The following is a 17105-nucleotide window of genomic DNA, read 5'->3' as shown; positions in this document are numbered from 1 at the left end:
TTACTGCGATATTCTTAATTGAATGCTAAATAAAAATAAGAAAAATATAGGGTTAAAAAAGGGAAACGTATAAAGACGTTGAATATTTTTCTTATAAATAGTAAAGTTGCGATTGTTGTTCCATATATTGAGTTGTATGGTATAAATAAAGAAGGAGGTGCCAAAGAATGAACAGCAATGAAATATATGTTAGTCTTGACATCGGTACATCCAATGTTAAAGTCATCATTGGTGAAATGGTTAATGACAGCTTAAACATTATTGGTGTTGGAAATGTAAAATCAAATGGTTTAAAGAAGGGATCGATAGTTGATATAGACGAGACTGTTCGATCAATTAAAAAAGCAATTGAACAAGCTGAGCGCATGGTGGGAATCCACATTGAGCAAGTTGTAGTAGGTGTCAATGCAAACCAGGTACAGCTACTTCCTTGTCACGGAGTAGTCGCTGTTTCAAATGAAGATCGTGAAATCGGGAATGAAGATGTCTTACGCGTTCTAGATGCAGCACAAGTTGTGTCAATTGCTCCAGAACGTGAGTTTATTGATGTGGTACCTCGACAGTTCATCGTAGACGGTCTTGACGAGATTAACGATCCACGCGGGATGATCGGTGTAAGATTAGAAATGGAAGGTACACTTATTACAGGCTCGAGAACTTTACTACATAACCTACTTCGTTGTGTAGAAAAAGCAGGTCTTGAAATTGTTGATATTTGTCTTCAACCTTTAGCGGCTGCAACAGTTGCTATATCTTCAGATGAAAAAAATAGAGGAGTAGCCCTTGTTGATATGGGGGGAGGATCTACAACTTTATCTATTTTTAAAGATGGAGAGTTACAAGCGACGAGCGTATTACCATTAGGTGGAGACCATATAACGAAGGATATTGCGATTGGGTTGAAAACTTCAACAGAAAATGCAGATCAAATTAAGTTGAAATATGGACATGCTTTTTATGATACAGCATCTGAAGAAGAGATGTTTACGGTTCCTATTATGGGAAGTGATCAAACAGAACAATATTCTCAGTTGGAATTATCGGATATAATAGAGGCTCGTGTAGAGGAAATTTTAATGTTTGTTCAAGATGAAGTGCGTAAGTTAGGAGTAAAGCAAGTGGCTTCTGGTTATGTACTAACTGGTGGAATTGCTTCTATGCCAGGTGTTCTTGACCTTGCATATGATATTTTACATGAAAATGTTCGTGTAGCAACTCCTGATTATATTGGTGTGCGTGAGCCCCAATATACAAGTGGAGTTGGATTAATTAAACATTCTTATCAAAAAGCTAAATTACGTGGGAAAAATGTGCAGGAAAAGCAAGAGCATTTTGAACCAGTACCAGCACCAGCACCAACGCCGGTACAACAGCAACCTGCAAAACAAAAAACTCGTAATCAAAACAATAATAATCAAAATGATGACCGCATGATGTCAAAAGTAAAACGTGTATTCCGTTATTTATGGGATTAAAATTGGACACGAAAAATGAGGTTCTAGGGGGATTTCGACATGTTAGAGTTTGATACTACTCAAGATCAATTAGCGAATATAAAAGTTATCGGTGTCGGCGGTGGCGGAAACAATGCTGTAAACCGTATGATTGAACACGGTGTACAAGGTGTAGACTTTATCGCTGTGAACACTGATGCACAAGCATTAAATCTATCAAAAGCTGAAACGAAAATGCAAATTGGTGGAAAATTAACGCGTGGACTTGGTGCAGGCGCAAACCCTGAAGTAGGGAAAAAAGCTGCAGAAGAAAGTAAAGAACAGATCCAAGAAGCACTTCGTGGTGCGGATATGGTCTTCGTAACTGCCGGTATGGGCGGTGGAACTGGAACTGGTGCAGCTCCAGTTGTTGCTCAAGTTGCAAAAGAATTAGGTGCTTTAACAGTTGGTGTTGTAACACGTCCATTTACTTTTGAAGGACGTAAGCGTGCGACGCAAGCAGCATCTGGTATTGCAGCATTTAAAGAAAATGTAGATACTCTTATTGTAATTCCAAACGATCGCTTATTAGAGATTGTTGATAAAAATACGCCAATGTTAGAAGCATTCCGTGAAGCTGATAACGTATTACGTCAAGGTGTTCAAGGTATTTCGGATTTAATTGCAACGCCAGGTTTAATTAACTTAGACTTTGCAGACGTAAAGACAATTATGTCTAATAGAGGTTCTGCTTTAATGGGTATTGGTTCTGGTAACGGGGAAAATCGTGCTGCAGAAGCTGCGAAAAAAGCGATTTCTAGTCCATTACTAGAAACATCTATTGATGGAGCTCAAGGTGTTATCATGAACATTACGGGTGGCGCTAACTTAAGCTTATATGAAGTACAAGAAGCGGCAGATATCGTAGCTTCAGCTTCAGATCCAGAAGTAAATATGATCTTCGGTTCTGTTATTAACGAAGGATTAAAAGATGATATCGTTGTAACTGTAATTGCAACTGGTTTTGATGATAGCATTGCAACTCAACCACCAAAACCAATTATTCGTCCGAATGCGAACCACACGCAACAACAGCAACAACCAGTAGCTCAACCTTCAAAACAACGTGAAGTAAAACGTGAAATGAAGCGTGAAGAGCCAGTTGTACATGAGCGTCATTCAGATTCAGATGATATCGATATTCCAGCATTTTTACGTAACCGTCGTAGACGATAAAAAAAGGAGCTTTCATGCTCCTTTTTTGTTTTTTAAATGGAAAAGACCTGCTAAGCAGGTCTTTTTTTATTTCGTATATTTCAATATATTTTGTTGGTGAAAATAAGAGTATATCATTCTATGAATTTGTACTTTTATTTTTTACCGACAGATTATGTCTAGAAATCACAAAATAACAAAAAAACACCTCCGCAAATTGACACACTTTCCTATTGGATATGCATTATACTAGTCTCAACTTGAAAAAAGAGGTGAATTGTTTGGTTGTTTACGCCGACGTTGTTTGGTTGTTAAACGCCTGCATTGATTTTCTTTTGCTTTTATTAACAGCTACCGTGTTAAAAAAGAAGATCAAAAGATGGAGGCTTGTGTTAGGGGCATTTATAGGTTCAACTATTGTTATTTTTGCCTTTACTCCTTTTGCTTCTATGATGACACATCCAATTATGAAACTACTGTACTCGTTACTTATTGTGTATACAGCATTTGGGTTTACAACATTTAGAAATTATGCACAAACTGTTTTTACTTTTTACTTTGTAACCTTTATGGTTGGCGGAGGATTAATTGGAACTCATTTCTTTTTGCAAACGAATGAAATGGTAAATGGATTGGTTCAATCTCAGTCAATTTCTTACGGCGATCCAATTAGTTGGTTATTTGTTATTTTTGGTTTTCCGGTAATTTATTATTTTTCTAAAAAGCGTATTGAAAGCGTAGAGGTCACGAAAATACACTATGACCAAATTGTGAAAGTAAAAATTCAATTAGCGGAAGAAGAACTAGAACTGGCAGGTCTTATTGACAGTGGGAACCAACTTTACGACCCATTAACAAAAACACCCGTTATGATTATGCATGTTTCATCATTAGAACATTGCTTACCATCTTGGTTAACAGAACAAATTTATTCCAAAACAGAAATTCCTCAAATACCAGAAAATGATTCTGGTTGGGCGACAAAATTACGTTTAATTCCTTTCCGTGCAGTAGGAGTAGAAAGTAAATTTTTGTGGGCAATTAAGCCTGACAGTGTGCAAGTTGATCATGAAGGTAGTTCTATTGTTGTAAACAAAGTATTAATTGGATTAAATACACAACAACTGTCTACTAATGGGGAGTATCAATGTATTGTGCATCCAAAAATGTTGATTTCACAAAAAATGGTGATCGCTTAATAATGAGAGGCGGGATAATATGATGAAATTAAAATTTTATTTAGTATACCTTTGGTATAAAGTATTGCTGAAATTAGGAATTAAGACCGATGAAATTTATTATATTGGTGGAAGTGAAGCGTTGCCACCACCGTTAACGAAAGAAGAAGAGGAAGTTCTTTTGAATAAATTGCCAAAAGGAGATCAGGCAGCAAGGTCATTACTTATTGAACGCAACTTAAGGCTCGTTGTATATATAGCAAGAAAGTTTGAAAATACAGGGATAAATATTGAAGATTTAATTAGTATAGGAACAATCGGCCTTATTAAAGCGGTAAATACATTTAATCCAGAAAAGAAAATAAAATTAGCAACATATGCATCGCGTTGTATAGAAAATGAAATTTTAATGCATTTACGTCGGAATAACAAAAATCGTTCGGAAGTTTCTTTTGATGAACCGCTAAACATTGATTGGGATGGGAATGAACTATTGTTGTCTGACGTGTTAGGTACAGATGATGATATTATTACAAAAGATTTAGAAGCTACTGTAGATCGTCACCTTTTAATGAAAGCATTACACCAATTAAATGATCGTGAAAAACAAATTATGGAACTTCGGTTTGGGCTTGCTGGAGGAGAGGAAAAGACGCAAAAAGATGTGGCGGATATGCTTGGGATTTCACAGTCATACATTTCGCGTTTAGAAAAAAGAATTATAAAAAGATTACGAAAAGAATTTAATAAAATGGTGTGAAGAATAGGACCAGCCGTTATGTAGGCTGGTCTTATTCTATTTAGTTGTATTAGGAAAGATAATTTAAATGAAAAATCGTGAAAAAACCATATGCATAAAATCCCCTTCAAAGGAAATACTTTACACTGTACAGCAACTCCCGATAGGAGGGAACACTTTGACGAGAAACAAAGTAGAAATTTGCGGTGTTGATACAGCTAAACTTCCAGTATTAAAAAATGAAGAGATGCGTAAATTATTTCGTGAAATGCAAAGTGGAGAGATAAGCGCAAGAGAAAAATTAGTGAATGGAAACTTACGTCTTGTACTGAGCGTCATCCAAAGATTTAATAACAGAGGAGAATATGTTGACGATTTATTCCAAGTTGGTTGCATCGGACTTATGAAATCAATTGATAATTTTGATTTAGGCCAAAATGTAAAATTTTCAACGTATGCTGTGCCGATGATTATTGGGGAAATACGCAGATATTTGCGTGATAATAATCCGATTCGCGTATCGCGCTCATTGCGAGATATTGCGTATAAAGCTTTGCAAGTAAGAGAGAAGTTAATTGCAGAAAATTCAAAAGAACCAACAGCAATGGATATTGCAAAAGTACTAGAAGTAACTCATGAAGAGATAGTATTTGCTTTAGATGCAATTCAAGATCCAGTTTCATTATTTGAACCGATTTATAATGATGGAGGAGATCCTATCTTTGTTATGGATCAGTTAAGTGATGAAAAACAAAAGGACGAGCAGTGGGTTGAAGAACTAGCATTGAAAGAAGGAATGAAGCGTTTAAATGATCGAGAGAAAATGATTATTAGAAAACGTTTCTTCCAAGGAAAGACACAGATGGAAGTTGCAGAAGAAATTGGGATTTCCCAAGCTCAAGTATCACGTTTAGAGAAGTCAGCCATTAAACAAATGAATAAAACGATTCAAGGATAAGGTCTCACCAATTATGGTGAGACCTTTTTATATGTAATATGGTTTGTGCTCATAGTAGGGGATTAGTGTTCATATAATGAAACTAGCATGGTGTTTCGTATAGGTGGCTTCCTGTAAATATGAGAAACAGCTTCCAATTCGTCATATAAGGGAGAGGGTAAAAATGGTGATACGAATTTCAGAGTTACAGATGAAGGATGTTATAAATATTTCAGATGGAAAAAGGATTGGGAATATTGGAGATATTGAAATTGATATGAACACAGGGCAAGTTTGTTCTGTTATTATTTCCAAACAGACACGTATGCTAGGTATTTTTGGAAAAGATGTTGAGATTGTAATTCCTTGGAAGGAAATTGTGAAAATTGGGGAGGATGTCATACTTGTAAGAGTAGATCCTGTTAATACTGTAACAGAATCAATACAAACACCGACAATTTCATAAAGAATATTACAAATTCCTCTTTTTTTTCTGTTAGGATTATGAAAAAATAAAAGTATGGTAAAATAGACAGGAAGTACCATGCTTTTTTCTGTTATTTTAATTAAAAGGAGCCGCTTTATTATGAGAGAACCATTTAAATATGTGGACGGTATACTGTATTTACAAGCTTGGAAAGAACTTGGAAACATTACTGCTGGATTTACGACAAAAGATGGTGGGATAAGTACGGGCTCCTTTCATGCGATGAATTTAGGATTACATGTGAATGATATCGTGGAGAACGTTCATGAAAACAGACGCATTTTAGCAAATAAGTTACAAAAACCATTAGAAAACTGGATTTGCTCTGAACAAGTTCATGATCATCATGTTGAAAAAGTAGGGCAACAGGAAAAAGGAAGTGGCGTTTATTTATATGAGGACGGCATTTCAAAAACAGATGGCATTTATACGAGTAATGAAGATGTTCTGTTAACGTCTTGTTACGCGGATTGTGTTCCGCTCTATTTTTATGCACCATCACATGGTATGATAGGACTTGCGCATGCTGGATGGAAAGGCACTGTACAAGAGATTGCAAAGGAAATGATTCAAAAGTGGAATGCAGAAGGTATTTCATGTGATGAAATTCATGTTGCAATTGGACCGTCGATTGGATCTTGTTGTTATGTTGTGGATGATCGTGTATTAACAGCAGCACAGAAAGTAATTAACGGTGCTGTTCCTCATCAAAAAATTTCTGACGGGCAGTACGCAATTAATTTAAAAGAAATTAATCGTATATTATGTGTACAAGCAGGCATAAAAGAAGAGCATATTGTAATGTCATCTCTTTGTACAAGCTGTGAAGAGCAACTATTTTTCTCTCATCGTCGTGATCAAGGTAAGACAGGAAGAATGTTGAGTTTCATAGGTTTTAAGGAGGAAGGAAGCAAGTGACAGTACAAGAAAATTTAGTAATTGTAAACGAAGCTATTAAAGAATCTTGCGTTCGAGCTGGACGTTCGTTGCAAGATATTAAACTTGTTGCAGTGACAAAAACTGTAGGGATTGAAAAAACAAACGAAGTAATTGAAACTGGAATTATCGATTTAGGTGAAAATAGAAATGAAGGTTTCTTACAGAAATATGAGCATTTCGGTTCAAAAGTTAATTGGCACTTTATTGGCTCATTACAAACGAGAAAAGTAAAAGAAATCATTAATGAAATTGATTATTTACATTCGTTAGATCGTCTTTCCCTGGCGAAAGAAATTCAGAAACGTGCTGATAAGAAAGTGAAATGCTTTATTCAAGTGAAAACCTCATCTGAAGAATCGAAGCAAGGATTAGCAATAGAAGAGGTTGTTTCTTTTATTCAAAGTTTGCAAGAATTCGATAAAATTGAAGTGGTTGGACTAATGACGATGGCTCCATTTACAGAAGAAGAGGAAGAAATCAGACGCTGTTTTAAGGAATTACGTATGTTGCAAACAAAGGTGCAGGAGCTAGAGTTATTACATGCGCCATGTAAAGAATTATCAATGGGAATGTCCAACGATTACACGATTGCAATTGAAGAAGGGGCTACATATATTCGTTTGGGAACGATTTTAGTAGGAAAAGCGTAAAAGGAAGGAGAATCTTATTATGAGTTGGTCAAAAGTAAAATACTTCTTTTTTGATACACCGGAAGAAAAAGAAGCAGCTCAATATGGTTATGAAAAGGAGCAAACAGACATGAAAAAGCAGCAAGATCCACCAGAACAACAAGATGTTACGTTTCCAAAAGCGCAACCGAAGCAAAATGTTGTGAGTATTGAAACAGCAAAACAATCTTCAAAAGTTGTTTTATTAGAACCACGCACATATTCGGAAGCACAAGGGATTGCGGACCACTTAAAAGGTAGACGAGCTGTTGTAATTAATTTGCAGAGAATGTCTACTGATCAAGCGGTACGTATCGTTGACTTTTTAAGTGGTACTGTATACGCTATAGGCGGGGACATTCAAAAAATAGGACCGAAAACATTTATGTGTACACCTGAAAATGTTGATATTGTTGGTGCAATTTCAGAGTTATTCGGTGAAGAAGAAGAAACAAATATAAAGAGGTGGTAATACGCCATGACAACAGTTTTAATGGTGTTAAGTTCTGCTATCGAGATTTACTCGTGGGCACTGATTATTTACATTCTCCTATCATGGTTTCCTGGTGCAAAGGAATCATCTTTTGGAGAGTTCTTGGCGCGAATTTGTGAACCGTATTTAGAACCATTCCGCAGATTTATTCCGCCGCTTGGTATGATTGATATTTCTCCACTCGTTGCGATTTTTGCGTTAAAACTTGCTAAAAGTGGTTTGTTCAGTTTGTTCAGCTATTTCTTATAGTAAGAGGTTAAATACATGAGCATTTACGAACATTTTAGGCCTGATGAAGAGGTCTTTGTAGATAAAGTGCTGGAGTGGAAGCGAACAGCGGAGTACCATCAAGTGAAATTAACAGATTTCCTTGATCCAAGACAGCAACAAATTGTTTCTATGGTAATTGGACAAGGAGATGTCGCTGTGCAATTTGGTGGTGCAACGCCTAATGCAGAGCGTAAAAGAGCACTCATTTATCCAGACTATCTAGAATTAAATGAAGAAGAATTTCAAGTAGAAGTATTAGAAATTGACTATCCTTCCAAGTTTTATACGCTAGAACATAGGCAAATATTAGGTACATTTATGTCTCTTGGTTTAACGAGAGAAAAATGTGGTGATATTTTGCTGCAAGAAAATCGTGCCCAAATTGTAGTTGCGAAAGAAATCGTATCGTACATTGAGATGAACTTACAAGCAATAGGAAAAGTAAAAGTCTCCTTATCAGCAGTGCAAGGAGAACAAATTCTACAAATACATGAAACGTGGGGGGAGAAATCTGGAACGGTTTCTTCACTTCGTTTAGATGTTATGTTAGCTGAAATGTTACATTTATCTAGACAGAAAGTACAACCTTTCATAAAAAATGGTTTAGTAAAAGTCAATTGGAAAACAGTGGAGCAAACTTCTTATGAATGTTATCCAGGAGACGTTTTTTCTGTTAGAGGATATGGCCGAAGTAAATTATTTTCTGTAGAAGGTAGAACAAAACGCGACAAATGGAGAATTTTGTATGGTATACTAAAATGATTGGTTTTTTAGAAGGAAATCCTCCTATTTTGTCGAAGAAAAGATATAATTGAAAGAGGAAATTTAGATAACTACTTGGAGGTGGCGTTGTGCCGTTAACACCATTAGATATTCATAACAAAGAATTTGGTCGCGGATTCCGTGGCTATGATGAAGATCAAGTAAATGAGTTTCTTGATCAAATTATCAAAGATTATGAATTGGTCATTCGTGAGAAAAAAGCTTTAGAAGAAAAAGTTGCGCAGTTAGAAGGGAAGTTAGATCATTTCTCTAATATTGAAGATACGTTAAACAAATCTATCGTTGTTGCGCAAGAAGCAGCGGAAGAAGTAAAACGTAATGCGCAAAAAGAAGCGAAATTAATTGTGCGTGAAGCTGAAAAGAATGCTGATCGTATTATTAACGAAGCATTAGTAAAATCAAGAAAAGTTGCTTTTGATATTGAAGAGCTAAAGAAACAAGCGAAAGTATTCCGAACTCGTTTCCGTATGTTATTAGAAACACAGCTTGAAATGTTAAACAACGATGATTGGGATAAACTAATTGAGTTAGAAGACGAAGTAGATGAACTGTTGAAAAAAGAAGAAACAGTGTAAGCTTGACGTTTTTCTCATTATTACATATAATTTTAAACAACATATTTATTAAGAAAAACGAAGATAGGGATAAGTACCTTTTCAAACCTTATATAGCGAACTGAGGATGGTGTAAGCTCAGGATAAGGAGATAGTGGGAATATCACCCTGGAGTTCCGCGCTGAACAAATAGAGTAAGCGTAGGCGTGTATTCGCGTTAAGAATATAAAGAGGATTCTATACATATGTATATGATCTACTAGGGTGGTACCGCGGGAGACTTTCTCGTCCCTTTTTGGGATGAGAAAGTCTCTTTTTTATTCCGTTTTTTAAGTATTTCTTTTATACATGTAAGGAGGAATTGAGCATGGAGTACAAAAATACATTACTGATGCCGAAAACAGAGTTCCCAATGCGTGGGAACTTACCAAAACGTGAGCCTGCAATGCAAGAAAAATGGGCTGAAATGAATATTTACGAAAAAGTACAAGAACATACAAAAGGTCGTCCTTTATTTGTATTGCATGATGGACCTCCATATGCGAATGGTGACATTCATATGGGACATGCATTAAATAAAGTATTAAAAGACTTTATTGTTCGTTATAAATCAATGACTGGTTTTAGTGCGCCATATGTTCCAGGATGGGATACGCACGGTTTACCAATTGAACAAGCTTTAACAAATAAAGGCGTAAAACGTAAAGAAATGACAGTTGCTGAGTTCCGTAAGTTATGTGCAGAGTATGCATATGAACAAGTAGAACGTCAACGTGAACAATTTAAGCGTTTAGGTGTACGTGCAGATTGGGATAATCCATATATTACTTTAGAGCCAGCTTATGAAGCACAACAAATTAAAGTGTTTGGTGACATGGCGAAAAAAGGTTATATCTATAAAGGTCAAAAACCAGTTTACTGGTCTCCAACGAGTGAATCTGCTTTAGCAGAAGCTGAAATTGAATATCAAGATAAAAAATCAGCATCTATTTACGTAGCATTCCCTGTAAAAGATGGAAAGAATGTATTAGAAGGTGATGAAAAGTACATCATTTGGACAACAACACCTTGGACATTACCTGCAAACTTAGGTATTTCTGTTCACCCAGAGCTTGAATATAGTATTGTAAAAGTAAATGATGAGAAATATATCATTGCTTCTGAGCTGTTTGAGACAGTTGCAAAAACGTTAGAGTGGGAAAATGCTGAAGTTGTGAAAACAGTAAAAGGTAGCGAACTTGAGTACACAGTTGCAAAACATCCATTCTACGATCGTGATTCATTAGTTATGCTAGGAGATCACGTAACAACAGATGCAGGTACAGGTTGTGTTCATACAGCACCAGGACACGGGGAAGATGACTTCGTTGTTGGTAAAAAGTATGGATTAGAAGTACTTTGCCCAGTCGATGATAAAGGTGTATTAACAAATGAAGCACCTGGATTTGAAGGCTTATTCTATGATAAAGCTAACAAGCCAATTACAGAAAAATTAGAAGAAGTAGGCGCGTTACTGAAACTAACATTCATTACACATTCATACCCACATGATTGGAGAACGAAAAAACCAATTATTTTCCGTGCGACAGCACAGTGGTTTGCATCTATTGAAGCATTCCGTAAAGAATTAATAGAAGCTGTAGCGGAAACGAAATGGGTACCAGCATGGGGAGAAACTCGTCTTCATAATATGGTTCGTGACCGTGGTGACTGGTGTATTTCTCGTCAGCGTGCATGGGGTGTGCCAATTCCGGTATTCTATGCTGAGAATGGTGATCCAATTATTACGGATGAAACAATTAACCATGTAGCAGATTTATTCCGTGAACATGGTTCTAACGTATGGTTCGAGCGTGAAGCGAAAGATCTATTACCAGAAGGATTTACACATCCGGGTAGCCCAAATGGCGAATTCCGTAAAGAAACAGACATCATGGATGTATGGTTCGATTCAGGTTCTTCTCACCAAGCGGTATTAGAAGAGCGCGAAGATTTACAGCGTCCAGCTGATTTATATTTAGAAGGATCTGACCAGTATCGTGGTTGGTTTAACTCTTCATTATCAACAGCAGTTGCTGTAACAGGTAAAGCTCCATATAAAGGCGTATTAAGTCACGGTTTCGTACTAGATGGTGAAGGACGTAAAATGAGTAAGTCGATTGGAAACATCGTCGTACCGAAGAAAATTATGGATCAATTAGGCGGAGACATTTTACGCTTATGGGTATCTTCTGTTGACTATCAATCTGACGTACGTATTTCAGATGATATTTTAAAACAAGTAGCAGAAGTGTATCGTAAAATCCGTAACACATTCCGTTTCTTATTAGGAAACTTAGACGACTTTAAGCCAAGTGAAAATGCAGTAGCTGTAGCTGAACTTCGTGAAGTAGATCGTTACATGTTAGTGAAATTAAATGACTTAATTACAAAAGTTAAAGAAGCATATGAGACATACGAATTCGCTGCTGTGTATCATGCAATTCATAACTTCTGTACAATTGATTTAAGTTCATTCTACTTAGACTTTGCAAAAGACATTTTATACATTGAAGGTGCAAATCACGAAGATCGTCGTGCAATTCAAACTGTATTATATGATGTTCTTGTTGCGTTAACAAAACTTGTAACACCAATCTTACCGCATACAGCTGATGAAGTATGGCCATACATTCCAGGCGTAACAGAAGAAAGTGTACAATTAACTGATATGCCAGAAGCTGTACAATTAGATGACGCGGAAGCGTTAAAAACAAAATGGGATGCATTTATGACATTACGTGATGACGTGTTAAAAGCACTAGAAGTAGCTCGTAATGAAAAAGTAATCGGTAAGTCATTAAATGCAAGCATTACGCTATATCCAACTGCAGAAATGAAAGCTATGTTAGAGTCTATTAGCGAAGACTTAAAGCAATTATTCATCGTTTCTGAGTATAAACTTGGTGGTATGATGGATGAAGCGCCAGCAGATGCACCGAAGTATGAACATACAGCGGTTGTTGTTGCTCAAGCAACTGGTGAAACATGTGAACGTTGTTGGGTAGTTTCAGAAACAATTGGTAAAGATGCTGAACATGAAACATTATGTGAGCGTTGTGCAACAGTTGTTAAAGAAAACTATGTAAAATAATAAAAAACTGACTGCTATTCATGCAGTCAGTTTTTTTGTTGATGGCATATCAAAAAAACTTTTCAGACTCTTTCCTGTGAAGGAAAAATGTGTGTGAGGTAAGCAAATAAATTTCGGACACACTAACTGTACATTACAGCTAGGAGGAATGTACACGTGAATGAAATTTACATGGAAATAAAAGAAGAATTGCAATTGATGAGAAAAGAGTTGCAAGAGAGACTAGCTAAAGAAGTAATGCACAAATATGATGTCGAGTTCAGCCAAGAGCTTGGATATGAAATTAAGGAAGAGATAAAGAAAAAATTGCTATTACATGATATAAAAGAGGATTTAAAGGATGTAGAACGCGCATTATTTAAAATGGAAATAGACATGTACGGTATTTGTGAAGAGACGGGGAGATTAATTTCGACAAAGCAAATGAAGACAATGCCGACTGCTCGTACGATTCATGAATTCTTCTATGAAAAGGTAAATGTATGAATACGCACAACGATATTATATTACCTTTTTTTAATTTATTTTATTCTTCTATAAAGGTTCATTGTGAAAAGGTAGCAGCTATGCTAAAATTTTGAGGTACACTGTCTTTGTGGGGGAAATGAAAATGATATATTATGTAATAGCGTTATTTGTCATTGCTATCGATCAAATATCGAAGTGGTTAATTGTAAAGAACATGGAATTGGGTACGAGTATTCCGATTATCGACAATGTATTATACATAACATCACATCGAAATAGAGGCGCTGCTTGGGGTATTTTAGAAAATAAAATGTGGTTCTTCTACATTATTACAGTTGTTTTTGTAGTGTTTATCGTATTTTATATGAAAAAGTATGCGAAAACAGACAAGCTTCTAGGTATTTCGTTAGGTCTAATTTTGGGCGGGGCAATTGGTAACTTTATTGATCGTGTATTTAGACAAGAAGTAGTGGATTTCATTCACGTGTATATTTTCTCGTACAACTATCCAGTATTCAATATAGCTGATTCAGCATTATGTATTGGTGTTGTATTAATTATTATTCAAACATTATTAGAAGGCAAGAAAGCGAAGGAGTAATTGAATGAGTGAAGTAGTACAAGTAACAGTTGCAGCAGAGCAAAAAAACGAGCGAATTGATAAATTCGTTACAGGGATAAATAACGAATGGTCACGTTCACAAGTACAGCAATGGATTAAAGATGATGTTGTGACAGTGAACGGGAAAGCAGTAAAAGTGAATTATAAAGTAAAAGAAGAAGATGAAATTACAGTAACGATTCCTGAGCCAGAAGCGCTAGATATTCAACCAGAGGATTTAAATTTAGAAATTTATTATGAAGATGCAGATGTGCTTGTTGTAAATAAGCCACGTGGCATGGTTGTACATCCAGCACCAGGGCATACAAGTGGTACACTTGTAAACGGCCTTATGCACCATTGTACAGACTTATCAGGCATTAACGGTGTAATGCGTCCAGGTATCGTGCATCGTATTGATAAAGATACATCTGGACTATTAATGGTTGCTAAAAATGATATGGCACATGAATCGCTTGTAAATCAGCTTGTAGCCAAAACAGTAACGAGACGTTACAAAGCGATTGTACACGGTGTGATTCCGCATGATAAGGGAACTATCGATGCACCAATTGGTCGTGATAAGAAAGAGCGTCAAAGTATGACAGTTGATGAAAATGGTAAGAACGCTGTTACACACTTCCAAGTGTTAGAACGTTTTAAAGACTTTACACTTGTAGAATGTCGCTTAGAAACGGGACGTACGCACCAAATTCGTGTTCATATGAAATATATTGGCTATCCACTTGCAGGAGATCCGAAGTATGGTCCGAAGAAAACGTTAGATATGAATGGACAAGCACTTCATGCGGGTATTTTAGGCTTTGATCATCCTCGTACTGGTGAATATATTCAGTTTGAGGCACCGATTCCAGAAGTGTTTGAAGACGCATTAAATATTTTACGAAAATAGTATTGACAAATCATAAGAAAACTGAGATAATGACAACAGTTAAATAATGATCCTTTAACACAGCCCCGTGAGGTTGAGAAGGTAACGGTTTGAAATACTTAGGGTATGTTGTACCCTTTTTTCAAAAGTCCTCTCGCACACGCTGAGAGGACTTTTTTTATACCATTACTCTCACGCAAGAAAAAAAGCTTGGAGGTGTAGAGCATGCAAGAGAAAGCTGTCGTTTTAGATGACCAAATGATTCGCCGCGCTTTAACACGAATTAGTCATGAAATCGTGGAACGAAATAAAGGTGTCGATAATTGTGTTCTTGTCGGAATTAAAACTCGTGGAATTTTTATTGCACAACGTTTGGCAGAACGAATTGGTCAAATTGAAGGAAAAGAAATGGAAGTTGGAGAGTTAGACATTACGTTATATCGTGATGATTTAACACTACAATCCAAAAATAAAGAACCACTTGTAAAAGGTTCTGATATCCCTGTAGATATTACGAAGAAAAAAGTTATCCTCGTTGATGACGTATTATATACAGGAAGAACAGTTCGAGCAGCAATGGATGCTCTTATGGATTTAGGTAGACCATCTCAAATTCAATTGGCGGTTCTTGTTGATAGAGGTCATCGTGAATTACCAATTCGCGCTGATTATGTAGGAAAGAACATTCCAACATCAAGTGAAGAGCGTATCGAAGTTGATTTGCAAGAGACAGATCAACAAGATCGAGTAAGCATATACGATAAGTAAAGCCCTTTTAAATGTAGTCCTGTGAGGCTGCCAAAGGGTCTTGGCTTTCATATGTCAAATTTGGCATACGAAAGTATAGGACTCTTTGTGCACAGGCACAAAGAGTTTTTTTATTGCAAAGATTTAAACTGAAGGAGGATGTAACAATGGAACAAAAGCCAGTGTTAGACGTTAATGAAGTACCGAAACCGGGAAAATGGTTATTTTTAAGTATACAACATTTGTTCGCGATGTTTGGATCAACAGTGCTTGTTCCGTTTTTAACAGGATTGAATCCATCAGTAGCATTAATATCAAGTGGATTAGGAACGCTAGCGTTTCTTCTTATAACGAAAGGTCAAGTACCAGCATATTTAGGATCATCATTCGCCTTTATCGCACCGATTATAACAGCGAAAACGGCAGGTGGGCCGGGAGCAGCAATGCTTGGTGGTTTACTAGCAGGGCTTGTGTACATCTTAATCTCACTCGGAATTAAGAAATCAGGATCAGAGTGGATTATGAAACTACTACCACCAATCGTAGTTGGTCCAGTAGTAATGGTAATCGGTCTAGCTTTAGCACATACAGCGGTTAACATGGCGATGAACGGTGCGGATGGCAAATACAGCTTTACACATTTTTCAGTAGCATTAGTAACATTAGCAATTACAATCATTTGCTCGATATTCGGAAGAGGATTTTTCAGTATCATACCAGTGTTACTTGGCATTATCGGCGGATATATCTTCGCTTACTTCCAAGGGCTAGTAGACTTAAAGCCGGTAGCTGAGGCAAAATGGTTTGTTGTACCAGATTTCACAGTACCATTTGTAACATACACACCAGAGTTTACATGGAAGATTGTACTCTTGATGGTACCAGTTGCACTAGTAACAATATCAGAACATATCGGACATCAAATTGTACTTGGAAATGTTATTAAAAGAGATTTAATTGAAAAACCAGGTTTACACCGTTCGATCTTCGGTGACGGAGTAGCAACATTAATTGCATCACTAATCGGTGGGCCACCGAATACAACGTATGGTGAAAACATCGGTGTGCTAGCAATTACGAGAGCATACAGTGTATACTTATTCATCGGTTCAGCAGTATTCGCAATCATGTTCGGATTTATCGGTAAGATTTCTGCACTGATTCATTCGATCCCAACACCAGTTATGGGCGGGGTATCAATCTTACTATTCGGTGTAATCGCATCAAGCGGATTACGCATGATGGTAGATGATAAAACAGATTTAAGTGACAAACGAAACTTAATGATTGCATCAGTAATACTAGTAATCGGTATTGGTGGAGCGGTACTTCACGTAGGGGATTCATTCCAAGTCGAAGGAATGGCGCTTGCAGCAATTGTAGGTGTACTGTTAAATCTACTACTACCAGAAACAAAACAAGAAAAACATACAAAACAATCTAAGCAGATTGCTTCATAAAAATAACCTTTTAATTCAGTCCTGTGAGACAGAAAAGGGTGGCTCCTTCCTTGCACCCTAGTCTTACATGACTAGGGTATTTTTATGCAAAGGTTGTTATAAAAATAC

At 36.6% G+C, this 17105-nt stretch carries 18 protein-coding genes and 1 other annotated feature; all 18 genes read left to right on the top strand.

Features of this window, described 5'->3' with window-relative positions:
• Positions 1-167 precede the first annotated feature (167 nt).
• The 18 genes from ftsA (at position 168) to uraA (ending at position 16997) form a co-directional block, all read left to right on the top strand.
• Positions 168-1475, top strand: a complete 1308-nt coding sequence (gene ftsA / locus ATL10_RS18845; RefSeq protein ID WP_001087557.1) for a cell division protein FtsA — start codon at positions 168-170, stop codon at positions 1473-1475.
• Between the two features lie 39 nt (positions 1476-1514).
• Positions 1515-2669 carry a cell division protein FtsZ gene (ftsZ, locus tag ATL10_RS18840; RefSeq protein ID WP_000888984.1) on the top strand — a complete coding sequence of 385 codons (1155 nt, stop codon included), beginning with the start codon at positions 1515-1517 and terminating at the stop codon, positions 2667-2669.
• Between the two features lie 260 nt (positions 2670-2929).
• A complete protein-coding gene (gene spoIIGA, locus ATL10_RS18835) occupies positions 2930-3847 on the top strand; it encodes a sigma-E processing peptidase SpoIIGA (protein ID WP_142669976.1) in 918 nt (305 codons plus the stop codon).
• A gap of 19 nt (positions 3848-3866) precedes the next feature.
• Positions 3867-4586: an RNA polymerase sporulation sigma factor SigE gene (gene sigE, locus ATL10_RS18830; protein ID WP_000976948.1), complete on the top strand. Its 720-nt coding sequence runs from the start codon at positions 3867-3869 to the stop codon at positions 4584-4586.
• A gap of 157 nt (positions 4587-4743) precedes the next feature.
• Positions 4744-5523, top strand: coding sequence for an RNA polymerase sporulation sigma factor SigG (sigG, locus tag ATL10_RS18825; protein WP_000197755.1), 780 nt, complete (start codon positions 4744-4746; stop codon positions 5521-5523).
• A gap of 163 nt (positions 5524-5686) precedes the next feature.
• Positions 5687-5968 (top strand): YlmC/YmxH family sporulation protein, encoded by a 282-nt coding sequence (locus tag ATL10_RS18820; RefSeq protein ID WP_000236749.1) that lies wholly within the window; start codon positions 5687-5689, stop codon positions 5966-5968.
• A 120-nt stretch (positions 5969-6088) separates the two neighbouring features.
• Positions 6089-6907, top strand: a complete 819-nt coding sequence (pgeF, locus tag ATL10_RS18815) for a peptidoglycan editing factor PgeF (protein ID WP_110497328.1) — start codon at positions 6089-6091, stop codon at positions 6905-6907.
• The gene (locus ATL10_RS18810; RefSeq protein WP_000218011.1) at positions 6904-7578 is read left to right on the top strand and encodes a YggS family pyridoxal phosphate-dependent enzyme; all 675 of its coding nucleotides are present in this window, start codon (positions 6904-6906) and stop codon (positions 7576-7578) included. The genes pgeF and ATL10_RS18810 overlap by 4 nt, the downstream gene beginning before the upstream one ends.
• 19 nt (positions 7579-7597) lie before the next feature.
• Positions 7598-8068 carry a cell division protein SepF gene (locus ATL10_RS18805; protein ID WP_000119129.1) on the top strand — a complete coding sequence of 157 codons (471 nt, stop codon included), beginning with the start codon at positions 7598-7600 and terminating at the stop codon, positions 8066-8068.
• 6 nt (positions 8069-8074) lie between these two features.
• Positions 8075-8338 carry a YggT family protein gene (locus tag ATL10_RS18800; protein ID WP_000214324.1) on the top strand — a complete coding sequence of 88 codons (264 nt, stop codon included), beginning with the start codon at positions 8075-8077 and terminating at the stop codon, positions 8336-8338.
• Positions 8339-8353: 15 nt separating this feature from the next.
• The gene (locus ATL10_RS18795; RefSeq protein ID WP_000029713.1) at positions 8354-9121 is read left to right on the top strand and encodes a YlmH family RNA-binding protein; all 768 of its coding nucleotides are present in this window, start codon (positions 8354-8356) and stop codon (positions 9119-9121) included.
• Between the two features lie 89 nt (positions 9122-9210).
• Complete coding sequence (gene divIVA / locus ATL10_RS18790; protein ID WP_001131611.1) at positions 9211-9717, top strand: septum site-determining protein DivIVA; 507 nt, start codon at positions 9211-9213, stop codon at positions 9715-9717.
• Between the two features lie 51 nt (positions 9718-9768).
• Positions 9769-9992: a binding site (T-box leader), on the top strand.
• A 71-nt stretch (positions 9993-10063) separates the two neighbouring features.
• A complete protein-coding gene (gene ileS2 / locus ATL10_RS18785) occupies positions 10064-12829 on the top strand; it encodes an isoleucine--tRNA ligase (RefSeq protein ID WP_110497326.1) in 2766 nt (921 codons plus the stop codon).
• Positions 12830-12985: 156 nt separating this feature from the next.
• Entirely contained in the window at positions 12986-13315 is a 330-nt protein-coding gene (locus tag ATL10_RS18780) for a TraR/DksA C4-type zinc finger protein (RefSeq protein WP_001002956.1), read from the top strand.
• A gap of 124 nt (positions 13316-13439) precedes the next feature.
• Positions 13440-13898 (top strand): lipoprotein signal peptidase LspA, encoded by a 459-nt coding sequence (gene lspA / locus ATL10_RS18775; RefSeq protein ID WP_000642180.1) that lies wholly within the window; start codon positions 13440-13442, stop codon positions 13896-13898.
• A 4-nt stretch (positions 13899-13902) separates the two neighbouring features.
• Positions 13903-14811 carry an RluA family pseudouridine synthase gene (locus ATL10_RS18770; protein ID WP_000005832.1) on the top strand — a complete coding sequence of 303 codons (909 nt, stop codon included), beginning with the start codon at positions 13903-13905 and terminating at the stop codon, positions 14809-14811.
• Positions 14812-15015: 204 nt separating this feature from the next.
• The gene (pyrR, locus tag ATL10_RS18765) at positions 15016-15558 is read left to right on the top strand and encodes a bifunctional pyrimidine operon transcriptional regulator/uracil phosphoribosyltransferase (RefSeq protein WP_001156491.1); all 543 of its coding nucleotides are present in this window, start codon (positions 15016-15018) and stop codon (positions 15556-15558) included.
• A gap of 146 nt (positions 15559-15704) precedes the next feature.
• Entirely contained in the window at positions 15705-16997 is a 1293-nt protein-coding gene (uraA, locus tag ATL10_RS18760) for a uracil permease (RefSeq protein ID WP_139213262.1), read from the top strand.
• The last annotated feature ends 108 nt before the right edge of the window (positions 16998-17105 follow it).

The organism is Bacillus sp. 196mf, from assembly GCF_003217275.1.
GTDB lineage: Bacteria > Bacillota > Bacilli > Bacillales > Bacillaceae_G > Bacillus_A > Bacillus_A thuringiensis_S.
The sequence above is the reverse complement of the archived record's forward strand: the minus strand, read 5'-3'. Positions and strand labels throughout refer to the sequence as shown.

Excerpts from the sequence above, each read along its gene's own strand:
- ftsA (WP_001087557.1), top strand. The coding sequence starts at position 168 with ATGAACAGCAATGAAATATATGTTAGTCTTGACATCGGTACATCCAAT.
- ftsZ (WP_000888984.1), top strand. The coding sequence starts at position 1,515 with ATGTTAGAGTTTGATACTACTCAAGATCAATTAGCGAATATAAAAGTT.
- sigE (WP_000976948.1), top strand. The coding sequence starts at position 3,867 with ATGATGAAATTAAAATTTTATTTAGTATACCTTTGGTATAAAGTATTG.
- ATL10_RS18820 (WP_000236749.1), top strand. The coding sequence starts at position 5,687 with ATGGTGATACGAATTTCAGAGTTACAGATGAAGGATGTTATAAATATT.
- pgeF (WP_110497328.1), top strand. The coding sequence starts at position 6,089 with ATGAGAGAACCATTTAAATATGTGGACGGTATACTGTATTTACAAGCT.
- ATL10_RS18805 (WP_000119129.1), top strand. The coding sequence starts at position 7,598 with ATGAGTTGGTCAAAAGTAAAATACTTCTTTTTTGATACACCGGAAGAA.
- ATL10_RS18800 (WP_000214324.1), top strand. The coding sequence starts at position 8,075 with ATGACAACAGTTTTAATGGTGTTAAGTTCTGCTATCGAGATTTACTCG.
- ATL10_RS18795 (WP_000029713.1), top strand. The coding sequence starts at position 8,354 with ATGAGCATTTACGAACATTTTAGGCCTGATGAAGAGGTCTTTGTAGAT.
- ileS2 (WP_110497326.1), top strand. The coding sequence starts at position 10,064 with ATGGAGTACAAAAATACATTACTGATGCCGAAAACAGAGTTCCCAATG.
- lspA (WP_000642180.1), top strand. The coding sequence starts at position 13,440 with ATGATATATTATGTAATAGCGTTATTTGTCATTGCTATCGATCAAATA.
- ATL10_RS18770 (WP_000005832.1), top strand. The coding sequence starts at position 13,903 with ATGAGTGAAGTAGTACAAGTAACAGTTGCAGCAGAGCAAAAAAACGAG.
- pyrR (WP_001156491.1), top strand. The coding sequence starts at position 15,016 with ATGCAAGAGAAAGCTGTCGTTTTAGATGACCAAATGATTCGCCGCGCT.
- uraA (WP_139213262.1), top strand. The coding sequence starts at position 15,705 with ATGGAACAAAAGCCAGTGTTAGACGTTAATGAAGTACCGAAACCGGGA.